This is a genomic window from Paenibacillus lentimorbus NRRL B-30488, assembly GCF_000411595.1.
Classification (GTDB): domain Bacteria; phylum Bacillota; class Bacilli; order Bacillales; family Bacillaceae; genus Bacillus; species Bacillus velezensis.
Map to the genome: position 1 here is coordinate 145,497 of NZ_ANAT01000040.1, position 17,959 is coordinate 163,455.

Consider the following 17,959-nt stretch of genomic DNA (forward strand, 5'->3'; position numbering starts at 1 on the left):
CTTCACCCCTTCACAGCTTTAAACATCAGAGTATTTCCCGACTGAAAGGATTCGGCCTTCCCTTTTGCAGCCAGTACGTCAAGATGGCCGATCGTTTCTGACATCGTTAAAAACAATTCATTTTCATACACAGCCGGAAACAGCCGCCGGCATACCTGGAAAGCCGTCAGCGTTTCCTCTGACAACAGGCGCAGCACATATTCCGACCGGTTTCTCTGTTTCTCAAGCCGCCTGTCAAAAGCAGGCTTTACGTCTGTCAGCAGATCGCCGTGTCCCGGATATAAAAAGGACGGGTTTACGTCATACAGCCGCTTCATTGAGTTCAAGTAGTCGAGCATCGGGGCCGCGCGCACGCCCCCTTTTCCGGAGCTTCCAGAATCGGATTGGTGGAGCTGTTGGACAAAAGCAGATCGCCGCTGAACATTTCACCGCTTTTTTCATGGTAGAGCGCAATGTGAGAAGCGGCATGACCCGGGATTTCGAGCACCGTCCAGCCGTTAAGCCCGTCAATTTTTCCGCCTTCTCCCACTGTTTTCGTTAACGGACGGTTTGCTGAAAATAAGTATGACAGCTTAACTGTTTTATGTATGTCTTCGGGCGTCAGGGGAACGCCCATTTCAGTCATAAGCGACAGAAAAAAAGTCCTCCTGCCGGGCGATATACGACTGATCCTGAGTAATGTACCTGTCATTCAGCGGATGCCCGATCACTTCCGTATCCTCGGAAAAAAAGGTGCAGCAGGCCTGAATGATCTGCGTGATGATGAGTGAGCACCACCTGTTCTATATCCGCCGCAGAAACGCCGTGTTCCTTAAGCTGAAATGAGAGCGATTCAGCCGCTTCCTTTGTATTCGGTCCGCAATCAATAAGGGTTAAGGCTTCATCTTTTATTAAATAAACGATAACGTCGCCGACTGCAAACGGAGTCGGCACACGTATCGGAATGATCTTTCTCGCTGCCATGTTTACGCTCCTTCGTTCTTTTCATTCCTGAATAATCATATTTTAGCGTTTTCTTTTCACTGTGTCATTATTGCCGCATATCGGAAAAAAAGATTGACATCCCGCTCTTTCGCATAGCATAATGAACAACAAACTAGAAAACACGGAACGCGATGACGAGGAACTAGTATATAAACAACGGCAGCAGAGAGCAATGTCCCCGGCTGAAAGACATTGCGGCCCTCTTGTTTACAGAACCTGCCCTCAGAGCGGTTAGGAAAACCTAAACGTATCCCCTCGTTACGGGATTTGAGCTGAGCACGGCTGATTCGTGCTAATGTAAGGTGGTACCGCGAAACCTTTTCGTCCTTTTTGACGGGAAGGTTTTTTTGTGTTTTAGAAGAAGGAGGATTTATATGAAGAAAATCGGTTTTATCGGGGCCGGATCAATGGCGGAAGCAATGGTGAACGGACTGCTGCAAAGCGGAATGACAGCCCCCGGACATATATATATGACAAACCGGTCAAATGACAGCCGGCTTGAAGAGCTCAAAAAAACGTACGGAGTGAAACCGTGCCGGGATAAAGAAGAGTTTTTCAGCAATACCGACATTATTGTTCTCGCCTTTAAACCGAAAGATGCGGCAGAAAGCATTGAGAACATTCGCGAATACGTGAAAGATCAGCTTGTGATTTCTGTCATTGCGGGGCTGACGATTCACACGATTCAGCAATATTTCGGCAGAAAGCTCACCATCATCCGGGCGATGCCGAATACATCCGCGGCCATTCAGCAATCGGCGACCGGTTTTTCCGCAAGCTCCGGGGCAAGTGAAGCTGAAATCCGGACGGCAAAAGAGCTTCTGGAAACAATCGGAGAAGCGACGCTCTTTGAAGAAAAACACCTTGATGCCGTCACAGCCATTGCCGGAAGCGGTCCCGCCTATGTGTACCGGTATGTCGAAGCGATGGAAAAGGCCGCCCTTCAAGCCGGCCTGCCGGAAGAAACGGCAAAAGAGCTGATTTTACAAACCATGGCCGGGGCGACGGAAATGCTCAGAACAAGCAGCAAACGGCCTGAACGCCTGCGTAAGGAAATCACAAGCCCGGGCGGCACGACTGAAGCAGGCCTTCGCGCATTAGACGAGCGCCGCTTTGAAGAAGCCATCATGCACTGCATCGCAGAAACCGCAGCCCGGAGCGCCGAAATTAAAGAACAATTCGCAGGCTGCGTTCTGCAAAAGACGGACCAGTCATAAAGCATGGGGGCATCCCATGCTTTTTTCATTCTGTTTAACTGCCGTATAAGCGGCTGATTCTCTCTTTTACTTCAGGAAGATGGAATGTGGCTTCGTGCATGTTTACCTCTTCCTCAACCGCTTTTGTCAGCTCTCTTTTGATCCGTGCGGTGACATTGGTTTTCAGCGCAACCAGTGAGGCTCTCGGTTTATCCGCCAGCAGCCGGGCCAATTCGCGGCCTCTTTGAACGACGTCTTTTTTCGGAAGCACTTCAAACGGAACACCCCGTTTTTCCAGAGCGGCGCCGCTGAAATTCGCGGCCGTAAACAGCATTTCTTCCCCGAGGACAATTCCCAGTTTTTCAGGCACAATATACGTCGCGCCCATTCCCGGTGTAAATCCGTACTTCATATAATTACAAGAATAAAAACTCTCTCTGCTTAAAATGACGAAATCCGAGCTCAGACCGATCGTAAAGCCGGCTCCGATCGCATGCCCCTGCATGACGGAAATCACAGGGATCCTGCAATCCAATAAAAGACTGTGAAGCTTTAAATCTGTAAATTGAAGCTTTCCGCTCTGAATGGTCAAAAGCCCCTCCTGCGTTCCTCCCGTGCAGAAATAATTTCCGTAACCCGTCAGAAGAACGGTTTTATAGGACGGATGGGCATTGATGTCTTGGAATACCCGGTGCAGCTCTCTTACAAACTCTTCTGACAGCCCGTTTTTCCCGGCCGTATCCTGCATTGTGACCTGCACAATGCCCGGTTCTGTTTCCTGTACATCAATCATTGGATTCATGTTTATTCTCCGTTTCTTTAAAAATACTCAAGCCTTTCCGGCTCTTATACTAGGTCGTCCATTCATACTTTCTGTGAAACTCTTTTATTTCAGTCAGCACTAATCGCGTTTTTCCTTGATGCGCATTCGGGATGTCTGCTGCGGGCGCGGCATTTCTTGTGCCGAATTTTACGATGCCGCTGTCTTGGAGCAGCCGGTCATAATCAGCCATCGATAAACGGACGCGTTCATCCAAATGCCGGCTGATCTGAAATTGATTCTGCCGCACACGGCTTTGCGGCATAACGACACCGCTGTAAAATTCAGAGCAGCAGCCCGAACCGTATGAAAAACAGCCGACGCGTTTCGGCGTTTCAAAAGAGCCGTTATCAATCGTGCTGGCAAGAGATAAAAATACGGTGGCCCCCATGATGTTGCCGACGCGCTGACAGTATTGAATCCCAGGCAGCACGCGTTGCTGAAAATCCGCTTCAATGTCTTGCGGCTTAGCCTTTGCCAATTTTCTCATCATCGTCCGATGCGCTCCTTTTACCATTCCGCCAAACGGAGTATGAAAAGAAAGGTATTGAAATGTATTCTTATAATCCGCCCCGCTCACACGCTTTCGGTATTCCTGAAATGAATTTTCACAGCAATCCAAATAAGACATGAGCGACAGATCAGCATCCCCCGCTTCACTATCCGGAATCGGGCGGCAGGTATCCATGACTTCATACCCGTAATACCCGCTTGCGCCTTGATCAAGCAAAAAGACATGAGGGGTGCTGCTGACTAAAAGTGCGACAGCTCCCGCCCCCGCACTCGGTTCGGCATAGGACCATTCCTCCGTTAACGCGTCACCGCCTTCAGCCACTAAAAAGCGGGAAATATCCGTTCCGATGATGAGCGCTTTCGCTCCCGGCGATGTTTGCGACAAGATGAAATTCACGCCCATTTGAAACCCGGCCGTTAAAGAATAGCAAGCCTGTTTCACCTCAAATAACCGGCAATTCCGCTTCAGCTGCAAATAATCATGGACATATGTACTGATGGATTTGCCAAAATCAATCCCGGATTCCGTACAGGTGATCACCATTTCAATCTGATTCCGTTCCTCTTCTGACAGAGAATCGATAATCGGTTTTGCGGCATTTACGGCGAACGTAATCGGATCTTCAAACGGAAGCGCCACCACTTTTTCTTTCATCAGCAGGTTCTCAAACCTTTTTTTATCCAGGTTCCGATGTTCCGCAAGCTCCATGACGTCTACATACGCGGTTCCGCCAAACACGTTCATTGCTTCGATTCCTACATTCATTTCTCCAAGCCCCCAGAGTAAAGAGGCTTCCCGTGAAGCCTCTTTTATTTTTTCGTTCAAAACTCAACAAGCAGCCGGTCAACGCCGTGAAATACAGGGCTCGGAACCAGATTCGGCTCTTGATCCTCAGTAAAACGCCATGCGGGCACCTGTTCAAAAAAGTGGGAAAGCGCGATTTTCGCTTCAAGCCGGGCCAGCGGCGCTCCTAAGCAATAATGGCTGCCCTGACCGAATGACAGATGCTGATTCGGCTTTCGTCCCAAGTCAATCTGATCGGCCTTATCAAACTTCTTTTCATCTCTGTTCGCCGATCCAATCCACGCATATACTTTTTCTCCGGCCGGAATCGTTTTTCCGCCAATCTCGCTCTCAACCGCGGTGTAGCGGGTTACCCGCTGAATGGAAGGTCTGAGGCGGATGACTTCCTCAATAAAGTCAGGAAGGAGCGCCTTATTTTCAAGCAGCCGGGGCAGAATATGCGGAAACTCCTTGAGACTGAGAAATGAATTTCCGATCACATTTTCCGTCGTTACGTGCCCCGCGACGATCAACAAGCCGCAAAAACCGATTAATTGCTTGTCTGACAGCGGCTCTCCGTCTAAATCAGCTGCAATTAAATGGCTGATTAAATCATTTTGCGGCTGTTTTCTCCGCTGTAAAATAAACTGCATGAAGTATCCGATCATCTGCTTTTGCACTTCATTCATTTTCTTTTCATCTTTTACATTCTGGCTTTGGTCGACCCAGCTTTTAAAGATATCCCTGTCTTTCGGAGGAAATCCTAAAAGCTCTGCGATCACGATAATCGGAAGCGGAAATGCGTAATCTTCAATAATGTCTATCCTGCCTTTTGAACGGACGGCCTGAAGCAGGTCATCAGCGATCGCGGCTATACGCGGTGCAAGAGACTCAACCGATTTCGGCATGAACGGCTGATTGACCAATTTTCTGAAGACGGTGTGTTCAGGCGGGTCCATTTTCAAAAGGCTGTCTTTGTTAATATGCCGGATCATTTTTTCCTGCTTGTCCGCACTTAAGTATTTATGATCGGAAGAAAAATGACTGTAGTCAGAAATCACCCGCTTCACTTCATCATAGGTGAAGATTTCCCAGCAATCTTCCTTTTCATTGTAATGAACGGGAGAGGTTTCTCTCATCGTTTGGTACCACTTGTACGGCTGCTGCTGTCTGATTTTTGTTAAACTGGTCATTTTCATTCCTCCAAGATGTGTCCAAGATTTGAAATGACCCGCCAAAGCTTACGAGTAAACCCGGCGGGCGGATATGTGAATTTACGGTCTTGTTTTGGCGGGCTGCTTCAGCATCTCACCATGCACGTTCAGTATCTTTTCCTGCAGCTGCAGAAAGCTGTGTTCTGTCATTCCGTCTGCCGAATATAAAACGCCGCAAAATTCAGAAATCGTTTCGGCTGCGCTGTCTTCAGCCAATAACGTCATATGGTTGGATACCGCCACATCCATGATGGCGATGTTTGTCATATGCTCTTCCCACTGGCTCCAGTAGTTGACGAAATCAGCGGATAAAATATCGGCCCTGATCGTAAAATACGGATCAAGCTCACCCAAGAAAATACCGTTTTTATTTCGGAAATAATAGCATGTCACCCCGTTCGGATCCGGAAGCGGCAGGAGTTCGTAATCAGTGATTTCGTAAGCGTCCTGAACGTTTATATTCTGCCTGATCAGATTTTTCACCAACGCGTCCGTCTTCGTTAACCCCCGCTGTTTGGCTTTTGCTATCAATTGCTCTAAAAATATGTCTTCATGAAGATCGGCATCTAGTTCATCACGGTGAATCAAGGTTTCAGAAATGCGTTCCGGATGTTGATAGATTGGTGCAAATAAAGCCATGTTCACCGTCTGCAGCATCATATTTTTATCAAATAATTCATCAGGAATGTTTATTTCCCGCGCACCCGCCGAGTCAAAGGAGTCGAGCATGACGATTGACTCAACGGTTTCTCCAGCCAGCTGCAATTGCCGGGTGACTTCATAAGCGAGCATGCCCCCTAATGAATAGCCGCCTACATCGTAAGGACCCCGGGGCTGCACGGTACGTATGAGCTTAACGTAATATTCCGCCATGTTTTTAATGCCGCGGATCGGTTCCCGGTCTGTCATCCATCCTCTTGCCTGAATTCCGTAAAAAGGACGCCCGGTCCGTTCGGCAACAGGCTGGTACAGCTCCACTGCCCCCAGCGCGGAATGAAACCAGAAAATCGGTCTTCCCTTTCCTCCCGGGTTAAGACAGATCAGTTCGGGCGGTTCTTGATCATCTGTCTCTTCTGACATATCGTTTTGTTTCGTATGTTCCCCATGTACTTCCTCAGTGTCTTTTTGGACAGAACCGGTCAGATACCCGGCTAATTTTGCGATTGTCGGATATTCATAGACCAGATTTGCTGTAATAGACGCTTGATAGGTTTTATTAATGGACTGAACCCATTCCACACCGATAATAGAATCCAGCCCCATGTCAATGAATGCCTCATGCTCATCAATATCTTCCGGCTTCAGAAACAGGATGTCCGCAAGGCTTTCTTTGAGCTCTTTGCGCAAAGTGCCGTCAGAGATGCCGGCAAGGGGAGTTTCTGCTTCCGGGATTTGCGGACGTACCGCTGTTTCCTCCGCTTCAGCATACTCGGGTTTCGTTATTTGCCCCGCTATATATTCCGCAAGCTCCTCAAGCGTCGGGTGTTCATACACCTTATTGGCAGTAATCTCAGTGTGGTACGTTTTATTTACTGTTTGTATCCATTCAACCCCGATAATGGAGTCAAGCCCCATGTCGATGAAAGGCTCATCAGCATCAATATCTTCCGGTGACAAAAATAAAATATCTGCCAGGCTTATCCTCAATTCTTCAAGCAATGTTCTATTGTCTTCGGAAACGGCGTTTTCCGGCTGCTGGACAGAAACAGTACAATCCAAAGGCTGTAAGACGATCGGTTTTTGCAATGTCTCCGATTCAAACGCTGTCATTTCGATCTCAGTTAAAGGACTCAGAGAAATCAGACCTTCATGTTCAGGCTGCGGCGAAGACGGGGGAACGGTTTGCGTTTCAGACTTTTTCATGGCTTGGCCTGGTAAAGAACTGTTTACATCAGCCGCCCAATACCTTTCTTTTAAAAACGGGTAGGCAGGCAGCGGCGTTTTATAATATTGCCCTCCGTCAAAAAGCCGTGTGAAAGGAAGATCATATCCTCTGCAAAAAAGGTCAGCGATATGTGCCAGGCTTTCTCTGTACTGCGCGGGCGAAGCCGCCGAGAGGCACTGTTCAATGCACTCCATTCCGAATGTTTTCATTCCGGCTTCGTCTGCCGGCTTCTGATCCTTCAAATTGGAAACAAACACACCCGGAAGCTCTCTTTTTACAAGCCACTCCGATAATACCCGCTTCAGTTCGTCCGCACTGCTTACGATACAGGCAAACCGGTGATGCAGATGCTTTCTGCCGAGCAGGAGCGTATAACTTATATTTCCCAGATCGCTGTCTTTGTTCTTGCTGAGTGAATCCAGCAGGCGTTCTGCCTGAATTTCCAGCTGACGCTCCGTCCGCGCAGATAAAGGAATGAGGCAGGCCGGTTTTGCCGGTGACCGGCGCACGGTTTGCGGCGCCTCTTCAATCACAAGATGGGCATTTGTTCCGCTGAATCCGAATGAACTGATGGCGGCTCTGCGCGGTGCATCCGGATTCCGTTCCCACGGTATCAGCTTTTCATTCACAAAAAACGGGCTGTCCGCAAATTGAATATGCTGATTGGCTTGATGAAAATGCAGGGAAGCCGGAATCTGCCGATGCTTCAGCGACAGCAGGATTTTAAACAGTCCGGCCATCCCCGCGGCCGCAGCGGCATGTCCGAGATTGGTTTTCACAGAGCCGATGGCGCAATATCCTTTTTTATCCGTATAGCGGCGGAAAGCGCGCGTTAAGGCGCTGAATTCGATCGGGTCTCCCAGTGCAGTGCCCGTTCCGTGAGCTTCCACCATTTGAATGGTTTCCGGATCAATGTGAAAAGTATCATAGACATGCCGTTCCAATCGTTCTTGAGAAAGCGCGCTTGGAGCGGTTATTCCGTTTGTAGCGCCGTCCTGATTCATTGCAGAGCCTTTTATGACGCCGTACACATGATCTCCGTCACTAACGGCGTCGCTAAGACGTTTCAGCACCACGGCTCCCACGCCTTCACCCGGCACGAAGCCGTCCGCGCTTTGATCAAACGTATGGCAGCGCCCGGTCGGTGACAGCATATTCGCCTTATTTGACGACTGATAAAAAGCGGGAGTGGATTGAATGAAAACCCCGCCCGCCACCGCCATTTCGGTTTCTTTCGTCCAGAGTCCCTGACATGCCAAATGAATGGCTGTCAGCGAACTGGAACATGCTGTATCAACAGTGATCGCCGGCCCTTGTAAATTAAGGTGATAGGCGATCCTTGCCGGAGTGACGGAATTGTGATTGCCCCAAAAAGCCTGCGCGGGCCCCTGCTGTTTAAAAATGGCCTGGTAATCTCCGCCGCAGGAGCCGGCATACACGCCGCATTCCCGGCCTCTTACCGAGTCTCCCGCATATCCCGCATCTTCAAGCGCTTTCCATGATTCTTCCAAAAACAGCCTCTGCTGAGGGTCCATATAGGTCGCTTCACGTCCCGATATATGAAAGAAAACGGGATCAAAACATTCAATGTCCTCTATAAAACTGCCATACTGGCATTGGCTGTCAGAGACATCCCATCTGTCTGCTTTTTTAATCAGATCCCGTCCGGCGGCTAAGTTTTCCCAAAACTCATGGACATTCTCCGATTCAGCAAACCGCCCGCTCATCCCGATAATCGCGATCGGTTCTTTTTCAGGTAACACAGCTGCTGATTTTACCGTATCGGCCGGATCCTTTTGTTCGGGGCGGTACGTCATTTGATACGGCTCAGAAACGCTGATGACGATTTTCCCGATATTTCCGCGGTCATCCAGACAGTGATACGCTTCTTTTATGTCTTCAAAAGAAAAGATTTTTGAGATGACAGGCTGAATGACTCCCTCTTCCGCCAGCCGCTGCAGTTCCAATTGATAGTCCTTGACCTGATCCGGATTTTGAAGGGACAGCTTCCGCAAATCCACGCTGTGAAACGATTGATTGTTATGAAGGACGGACAAGTCGACTGATTTAGCGGATTTCAGCGCAGTCATGGCAATTTCGATATATCTTCCGCCCGGCGCCAGGCAATTCATTCCTTTTTGCATGGCATCACCGGCCAGGGTATTAATGACAACATCCACCCCACGGCCGCCGGTCATTCGCATGATTTCCGTTTCAAAATCTTCTTCTAAATAGCAAATGGTATTGTGGATCCCGAGCGAATGCAGATACTCAATTTTTTTCTGTGATCCGGCCGTGGCATATATTTCCGCGCCGATATGCCGGGCCATTTGCACCGCGATCAGCCCCGTTCCTCCCGTCGCGGTCTGAATTAATATTTTTTCGCCTTTTTTAAGTCCGGCTTTCCGGAAGGCGTCTATCATTGTCACCGCCACGGTGGGAAGAGCGCATGCTTCTTCAAAGGTCAGCCGGGCCGGTTTATGATAGACTTGATGTTCTTTACATGTGATGAGATTCGCCTGAGATCCAAATTCCTCTCCCATGCCGACAATCACTTCATCACCTGGAATGACGGATGTTACATGCCTCCCTGTCTTGATCACGACGCCGCTTGCTTCAAATCCCGGAGTGAACGGATAAGGCGGCATCGTCGGATACAGCCCTCTGACACAAAGCAAGTCTCCGAAGTTTAAAGAAAAGGCGCGGACGGCTATTTGAACTTCGTCATCTTTTGTCTCGGGCACTTCACTGCGGGCAATCGTCAGATCTTCAATGCCGCCCGGACGGTCAATCACAACCCGGAACATTCCCGAGTCATCGGACTTTGCGAAAGAAAGCGGCATACGTTCTTGTTTCGGTTTCTGATAACCGTTTTCCTTTCTTTCCGTCTGCAAAGGTTTTTCAGCAGGCCGTTCTTCCTGAAGCGCCGGGCGGATTTTCGCTCTTTCAGTCTCCAGAGATGAGGCTATGGCGGTTTCATATTCTGCCGAGATATAACCGGTCAGCAGTTTCACATGGTAGTAATCAAATAAAATCGTTGTCTGCAGTGTAAGATTCAATCGCTTATTAATCTCGTTAATCACATTGACGGCCAAAATGGAATCAATGCCGTATTCAGAGAAATTCAGTTCTTCCTGAATATCCTCTTCTTTCATTTTTAATACATCGGCAATACTTGTTTTGATGACAGAGCGGACACGGGAAGCGACCGATTCCCCATCAGCCTTAACAACTTGATGCTCCTCTGGCGCGCGGCTGCGGGAAACAGGCTGTGCGGGCTTTCGGAAAACTTCGGCCGGGGCGGCGTATGGCTTTCTGCCGTCTCTGATTCCTTGCATCCGGACGAGTCCGTCACTCTCAGCTGCGATAATCTGCTGACCTAAATCATGAGCCGTTTCAGCAGGGAAACAAACCGCTCTGTATCCTTCCGAATGCAGCACACACTCCCACGATTTTGGATATAGGCCGGGACTTCCCGGAATCCGAAGCTCAGCATCCTCATAGGACCACCAGCCGTCAAGCAGCCCGAAGGTTAAATGGGTAAAAACAGAACGATCGCTGATTTCGTTTATCAAAATCATCCCGTTGTATTTCAGGAGCGCTTTCAGACGGCGCAGTGTCAAACCGATATTTTTTGTGGCGTGAAGCACATTGGCGGCGATGACAATATCGTAAACACCCGTTTTGATATTTTGTGATTCGCAAGGCTCCTCTGCATTAAACAAGGCTGTTGTCAAATACGGCACATCAGGTCCGTATTCCTGTTCGGCATGCATTAAAAAAGCTTTAGAAACATCCGTATAACAATATTCCGCAATCTGTTTTGCAAATGGTTTCAGTTTTGTAAACAGCATGGCGCTCGTTCCGCCCGTCCCGGCCCCTACTTCTATCAGCCTGATACGGGCATCGGGTTGTTCTGTAAGATAGGCTTTCAGGTAAGCAGCCGCGGAATCTGCTAACACTTCATTAAAATAATCCGCAACGGGATTATGCTTATAAACACCTTCAACGAGCCGCATTGATGAATCGGGAAATACGATATCCGTAGCCGGACGTTCTCCTTTTAAAATTGAAGGCATCGCTTTTATCGTCGCCTCGGCCAATTCAGCTTGCGCAAGCTCCCCCTTGGGAAGCAGGCGTTTATGGGCATTCCACTCATTCCAGACTGTGCGGCCGTCCGGGCGCTGATCCGCGAGAAGAGTGATCGTGTATCCGTCATACGCGATATATCCGTTTTCTTTTAATAGATTCAGGCTTTCTTCCAGCCATTTGCCGTATGTCCCGATCACCCCGGCGCTCCGCATGGATGCTGCAGGTGTGGTGACAGGCTCGCTGAAAAACCCGATTGACTGTAATTGATAAAAGAGCAGTTTGCAAAGAAGGCTGTTCATATGCGCAACTCCATTTCTCGTTTTAAAGTCTCAAGCCGTTCATTCCGATCCGGATTTTGCCGCTTGACGCTTTCCATAAATGAAGGCTTCGGGCCGGATACAACCGATATTGCATCTTGATCCGTCAGTGCCGCTAAGCCGTGCGGAGCAGCTTTGATGAATGCCGCTTGGCTGAACGGTTCTGATAGTAAGACTTCCAGCGCCTCCATTGCTTCATCGGGTTCAATAGAACCGATCCCTGACGCCTCCATCCGTTTTCTGTAAGACGGGTCTGATACAACGCCCAGACTGCCCCAATATCCCCAATTCATGACTTTCACTTCACAATCAAGCAAGGAAGCGATATGGCGGGCAAAGGCGTCTTGAAATGTACACCCTGCCGCATAGTTGCTTTGCCCGGCATTTTTCGTGAAAGAATTAACGGATGAGAAAAACAGCACAAAATCAAGCGGCTCTCCCTTAAAAGCTTCGATCATTCGGACGCTCGTATTCACCTTAACTGAAAAAGCGTTTCTGAAAGAAGCTTCATCCATATTCGCCATACTTTTGTCGGCAAGCGTTATCGCGGAATGGATGACTCCCGTTATATTGCCGTATTGCTCTCTTACGGAACGGACGGCCGCTTTAAGCGCTGCGGCATCTTGAGCATCAGCCTGTATATAATGCGGCGCGGGGCCTGATAGCGCCAGCCTGTCTATTTTGCTCTGAATCTCCTGATCCTTCGGCCGCCTGCCGATCCATATCATCCGTGCCTTGTAACGGGTGATCATGTATTTGCTCCATGCTTCTCCGATGCCGCCCGCTCCGCCGATGACAGCATAAACGCCGCCTTCTCTGTACGACATACGCGGAGCGGAACTTGTCAGCACCCGGACTGTTTTTTGCTTATGCCAAGCTCCGTTACGGTACGCGGCAGCATTTCCGTCCGGATCTGGAGGAAGGCGCCAGATGTTTTTCATCTCAGACGAATCACTGCCTTCTTCTGCATCAATCAGCCTGATGTCCCAGTTCGGATATTCTTTTGCCAATGAGCCGATCAAACCGTGTACGCCTGCATGCTCAGGCTGCGGCAAATCACCCGGATACACGGACTGTGTCTGCCGGGTGACCGCTGTAAAGCTGATGTTTCGGTTTCCATACCCGAGTGACAGCAGCGCTTTGATGAAACGGAAACATTGAATCACCCCATTCTCCTGCTCATCAAGCATTTCCTGACTGACGGATGCGGGTGCGAAACGATCCGGCGCAATCCATAAGAAATGGCGGATATCTTGATACCCGGCTGTCAATTCACGTAATGTTTGCTCGCTTGAATGATCCGGCGTCTCCGCCAGATGGGCGCGGGGCCACATTTTTTGCCGCGGCCTTTATGGTATTTCCCGGCTTTCCGATGATCAGCAATTGTTCCTGATCAACCGCTCGATTTTCTTCCAGGGAAAAGAAAGTTTTGTCCCAAACAGGGGCAAGCATCGCCGTCTGAACTTCCTGCCGTTTGCTTTCGGTTTGGTTTGTCTGCCGGACAGCCCGGCAGGAGAACCCTGTCAATCTCATACAAACAGCGCCGTTTTCATCACATAAATCAATATCCAGCGTCAGTGCTCCGTTATCTGACCGATCGCTCTGTTTGCGGACAAGCGCCCACATCGTTTTCTGAGTCGGCTGAAATATTTCTGCCTGCCGCAGGGAAAACGGCAGCATCGGAGTGTCTCCGGCAGTATCTGAACCGGCCCCCAGTGACGCCTGAAACGCGGCATCCAGAAGGCTCGGATGGATGACAAACTGATCGGCGGTACTGTCGGCCGTTTCCGGCAGCGACAGCCGGGCTGCAGCCCCCCTCTCTCCGATCATCAGCTGATCAATGCCTTGATGGCTCGGCCCGTATATCATACCCGCATGCCGGAAAGCCTGATAAACCTCATCAGACGTCATAACCGATTGGCTGCAGCCGGACAGCCAGCCCTCTAAATGAACAGACGGAACCGCTGCTATCTCTCCTGATACCGCGGTGCCTTTACTGTATAAAATCCGTTCTCCCCCAGGTTCTTCCGATAGACTGTAAATCGTAAATTCAATGTCTTCATTTTCCTTAAGAATAAGGCTGATATGGACTTCTACATCCGTCCCCTTATGAACGACAGGCCTCATCCATATGAGATCTTTCAAATACATTCCTTTACGTCCGTCCGGCACAGCGTATGCGGCACGCTCAACGGCCGCTCTGGCCATTTCGATCACGGCGGCTCCCGGGAGCACCTTCTGTCCATTGACTGTGTGATCAGTGAAAAAGAATTCCCGTCCGGTAAAAACAGAGGTGAATTTCAGCTCCCAAAGATCGGATGTGTTTTCATGAAGGAGCGGATGGATCACCATTTTGCCGTCATCCCTTTTTGAAACCGCCTCGGCTTCATCTTGAATCCAGCATCTGACCTTTGCAAACGGATAGGCGGGAAGACTGATTCTCCGGGGTTTTTGTCCCGAATATAACAAGTTCCAGTCCACATCGACTCCCTGCACCCACATGTTCAGCAAATGACCGTACTTTCTCTTTTTCAGCCATTTGACCATGGCTTCCTGCAAATCTTCATCAGATTCAAACACAGCCACTGTCTCATGATTTCGCTTCGCCCGCCCCCTGTAAAGCTGCGGTGCGTTTTCATTTTCCAAGTACGATCTGAGCTTGTCCTCCAGCTCCTTAAGGGTGTCCGCAATAAGAGCCAGCCGCTCATCCATCGCTTCCCGCCCCGCTTGTAAAGTGTACGCGACATCAAATAAGTCCGGCTTATCCATATGCTTCTTTTGAAGAAAAGCAAGAAGGCGCTCCGCATATTCTGTCAGACGCTCCTCATTTTTTGCAGACAGCAGAATGACCGCCGGCTCTTGGCCGCTGATTGCTTGTTTGACAGGAGCCTCATATTCTTCAATAATGATATGCGCGTTAGAACCGCCCGCACCAAAGCTGCTGATCCCCGCCCTGAGCGGCTGTTCTTCTCCGTCTGCTGAAATCCGTTTCCAATCTGTTAATTCACGGCAGACGGAAAACGGTCCTTCATCAAATTGGATATTCGGATTTAAAACATCAGCATGCAAAGATGGGGCGATTTGTCTGTGCTTCATCTGCAGCAGCACTTTTGTGACAGCGGCGATGCCTGCTGCCGATTCCCCATGTCCGATATTTGATTTGACAGACCCGATGAGACATGTTTCAGAAACATCACCGAATGCATCGGTTAAAGCCCGGATTTCAATCGGATCGCCTAATTTTGTCCCCGTCCCGTGCGCTTCCACATAGCTGATCCGGCCCGGAGATACCCCCGCTTCCTGTAAAGCTTGAGAAATGACTTCGCTTTGCGCCTTGGGGTTCGGTACGGTGTAACCGCTCGCTCTCCCGCCGTGATTAATGGCAGCTCCTTTAATGACGCCGTAAATCCGATCTCCGTCTTGTACGGCGTCTTCTAAACGTTTAAGAAGCAGCACCCCGACCCCTTCTGCCGGAATGTAGCCGTCACCCCCGGCGCCGAAACTCCCGCAGTGTCCTTTAGATGAGATGAACTGCCCCTGGCTCAGCATGAAGTACTTGTTAGGATGAACGGTGAGATTCACTCCGCCGGCAAGCGCCGCGCGAATCCGATGATCCCGCAGATCCCGGCACGCCATGTACAATGAAGTCAGCGAACCCGAACACATCGTATCGACCGAAATGCTCGGCCCTTGAAAGTCACAAAAATAGGAGACACGGTTAGCAATGGATGAAATCCCGCCGGGGAGCCCGATATGCCGTCCTTTCACTCCCGCTTCAGCCGCGAATAGCGGGTATTCCTGATACATGACACCGGCATACACGCCTACCTGACGGCCCAGTTCAGGTGATGTCCTCGTATATCCCGCATCCTCCATGGCCATCCACGCATGCATTAAAAACAGCCGCTCCTGGGGATCAAGGTGTTCCGCTTCCCGGGGGGAAATCTTAAAAAACTCAGGATCAAACTCGGCGATCCCGTCAATGAATCCGCCCCATTTGCTGTAGATCGCTCCCGGCGCCGTCCGGTCCTCGGAAAAGTAATGTTCCCATTTCCAGCGGTCTTTCGGAATTTCGGTAATACAATCCTTTCCTTGTTTGAGATTATCCCAAAACGCATCGATATCATCGGCCTGCGGATACTTGCCGGAAATCCCGACAACGGCAATATCCAGCGGTTTTCCTTTCGTTTTCTGACGGCTTTGATTCCCGGACGGGGCAAAAGACGCATTTTCAAGCCGATTTGGCTGAAGCACTTCTTTCACAGACGCATTTTTCAATTCCGCCAGCTGTTCCCCGGTATGACTGAGGACTGCGGCATCAAATGAGAGAAACCCGTCTTTTTTATGTTTGATTGTATTCACCACATAGACGGTATCAGACATGACAGGTCCGTAAAGCGTCAGCCTCTCAATCATGAGCGGGACGTGAATCCGCTTTTTCAGCTGCAATTCTTCTTCACCGAGCGACATATAACATGAATTCAATATAAGCGGGTCAAATGCAAAGTGATGCAGATCGCCTTTTTCTTTTTTCCTGATAAGTCCAGCTGCAATAAAAAGGAACTCTCACTCATTTTGTATCCCGCCGTTACCGTTTTCAGCATCGGGCCTATCGTGAAGTCGGCAACCGAATCGTACAGACGGGAAATGACATCCGGCCCCACCTTTTGTGCATGCGACTTCATTTGTTCAACGTCATATGATTTTTTTATGGGTGCCTCTGTATATCTGCTTATTTCTCCTTCGGCACATGTCTTTCGGCTTTCTTTACCGGAGACAGTGCAGCTTGCGGTAAAGCGTTCGGCACTCTTTTCTGCCGCAAATGAAATGTCAATCTGTGCGGCCTCTCCCGGCTCCAGCGTGACGGGCCCGCCCGTAAAGCGGATATCTTTCAGCTCGGCGGGATACGTGCCGGGATGAGACGCTCCGGATGCTTCAAGCACCAGACACGGATACACTACACCCATCAGTGCCGGTTTGCCGAAAACCAGATGATCCTGAAGGAATGCTTCATGTTCATAGAAAGTAAATGTCTGACTGCCCGATTGTGTTTCAGAGACCGGTGCTGCATCCGCGACAAGGCCGGAAGATTCATCTGTTCCTTTTGTTTTTATGTCTTCAAGCAGTTCGGATATGCTGCTGCACTCAAATAAAAGAGTCGGATTCAGACGCAGATCAAACGCCCCTTCGATGTCTTTAATAATGGCCAGAAGCTGTGACGATTCAAGACCTAATTCAAAAAACACGGTGTGCGCATCATTTCTTGTGACAGGACGGCGTACGTATGTCGAGAAAATACGGTATAAGGTTTCCTCCATCTGCTGAACGCCTGGTGTCAGCTGCCGGTCTGTCCGCACCTTTTTGGCTGTCAGGCCGAGCAGTGAAGCAATATGCGCACCGCTGAGGTTGTAAAAGTCAATATCCATTTTCACCATTTCAGAAGGCGTGCCGGACTTTTTCGAAATCACCGCGTAACAGCGCTCCGTAACGGTCTCAGCGGCAATAAACGAATCATAATAAATCGGTAAAAACAACTCGGCGCCTGCAGCTGTCTGCAATACGCCGGAGGCCATGGCGGCACCGTCCATCAACGCGGGATGAAAGAGCGTGCCGGGGAGATTTTCCCGGCATGAATCAGACTGCCGAATATCAAGGAAACATTCCTCTTCATAAGCATAGATCTCTCCCTCCGGCTTCATCAGCCCGTCATGCGACAGTCCGCGGCTTCTCGCGTCTTCGTAAACCGTATGCAAGAGGACTGATGGAAGTGCGGCTTGTTGTTTTTTCTCCCCTGCGTCAAGACGCCTGTCTGATGAGAAGACTCCTTCATGCATCTCCGCGGATAAGAAAACCGTCCCGGAATCCGCCCCGCAAATCGAGGCAGTCCAGAACTCCTTTTCTTTACTGAATATGACACTCACATCAAGCGGCTCTGACCGCTTCACTGATAAAGGATGATAAATGGTCACCCGTTTCAGACAGAAGGAACGGAATGAAAGATCAAGGCTTTGCTTTGCCAGCTGATACAGCATATCAATATAGGCCAGACCGGGCATGACAGATTCTCCGTGAACAAGATGGTTTTTCATAATGGGATGCTCTGCCGTCAGGCGCAGATTCACTGTTTTTTTCATGGTTAGTCCCCTTTTAAAAA

The 17,959-nt window shown here is 49.6% G+C and carries 5 protein-coding genes and 2 pseudogenes; 1 reads left to right on the top strand and 6 read right to left on the bottom strand.

The genetic code is table 11. The annotated features are described in order from the left end of the window. Nucleotides 1–2: 2 nt before the first annotated feature. A pseudogene (locus D368_RS18325) lies at nucleotides 3–963 on the bottom strand (MBL fold metallo-hydrolase). Nucleotides 964–1,358: 395 nt separating this feature from the next. Between D368_RS18325 and proC the strand changes: the two are divergent. After that, nucleotides 1,359–2,201, top strand: a complete 843-nt coding sequence (gene proC, locus D368_RS18330; protein ID WP_128575030.1) for a pyrroline-5-carboxylate reductase — start codon at nucleotides 1,359–1,361, stop codon at nucleotides 2,199–2,201. A gap of 34 nt (nucleotides 2,202–2,235) precedes the next feature. On the opposite strand, the gene D368_RS18335 is transcribed toward proC, so the two are convergent. The 5 genes and pseudogenes from D368_RS18335 to D368_RS18355 form a co-directional block, all read right to left on the bottom strand. Beyond that, the gene (locus D368_RS18335; RefSeq protein WP_101562247.1) at nucleotides 2,236–2,982 is read right to left on the bottom strand and encodes a polyketide synthase; all 747 of its coding nucleotides are present in this window, start codon (nucleotides 2,980–2,982) and stop codon (nucleotides 2,236–2,238) included. A gap of 49 nt (nucleotides 2,983–3,031) precedes the next feature. Next, nucleotides 3,032–4,279: a hydroxymethylglutaryl-CoA synthase family protein gene (locus D368_RS18340; protein ID WP_069473474.1), complete on the bottom strand. Its 1,248-nt coding sequence runs from the start codon at nucleotides 4,277–4,279 to the stop codon at nucleotides 3,032–3,034. 56 nt (nucleotides 4,280–4,335) lie between these two features. Continuing rightward, nucleotides 4,336–5,490 (bottom strand): cytochrome P450, encoded by a 1,155-nt coding sequence (locus D368_RS18345; protein WP_101562248.1) that lies wholly within the window; start codon nucleotides 5,488–5,490, stop codon nucleotides 4,336–4,338. Nucleotides 5,491–5,571: 81 nt separating this feature from the next. Then, nucleotides 5,572–11,787, bottom strand: a complete 6,216-nt coding sequence (locus tag D368_RS18350) for a beta-ketoacyl synthase N-terminal-like domain-containing protein (RefSeq protein ID WP_128575031.1) — start codon at nucleotides 11,785–11,787, stop codon at nucleotides 5,572–5,574. Then, nucleotides 11,784–17,939 (bottom strand): annotated as a pseudogene (locus tag D368_RS18355) (SDR family NAD(P)-dependent oxidoreductase). The gene D368_RS18350 and the pseudogene D368_RS18355 overlap by 4 nt, the downstream one beginning before the upstream one ends. Between the last annotated feature and the right edge of the window lie 20 nt (nucleotides 17,940–17,959).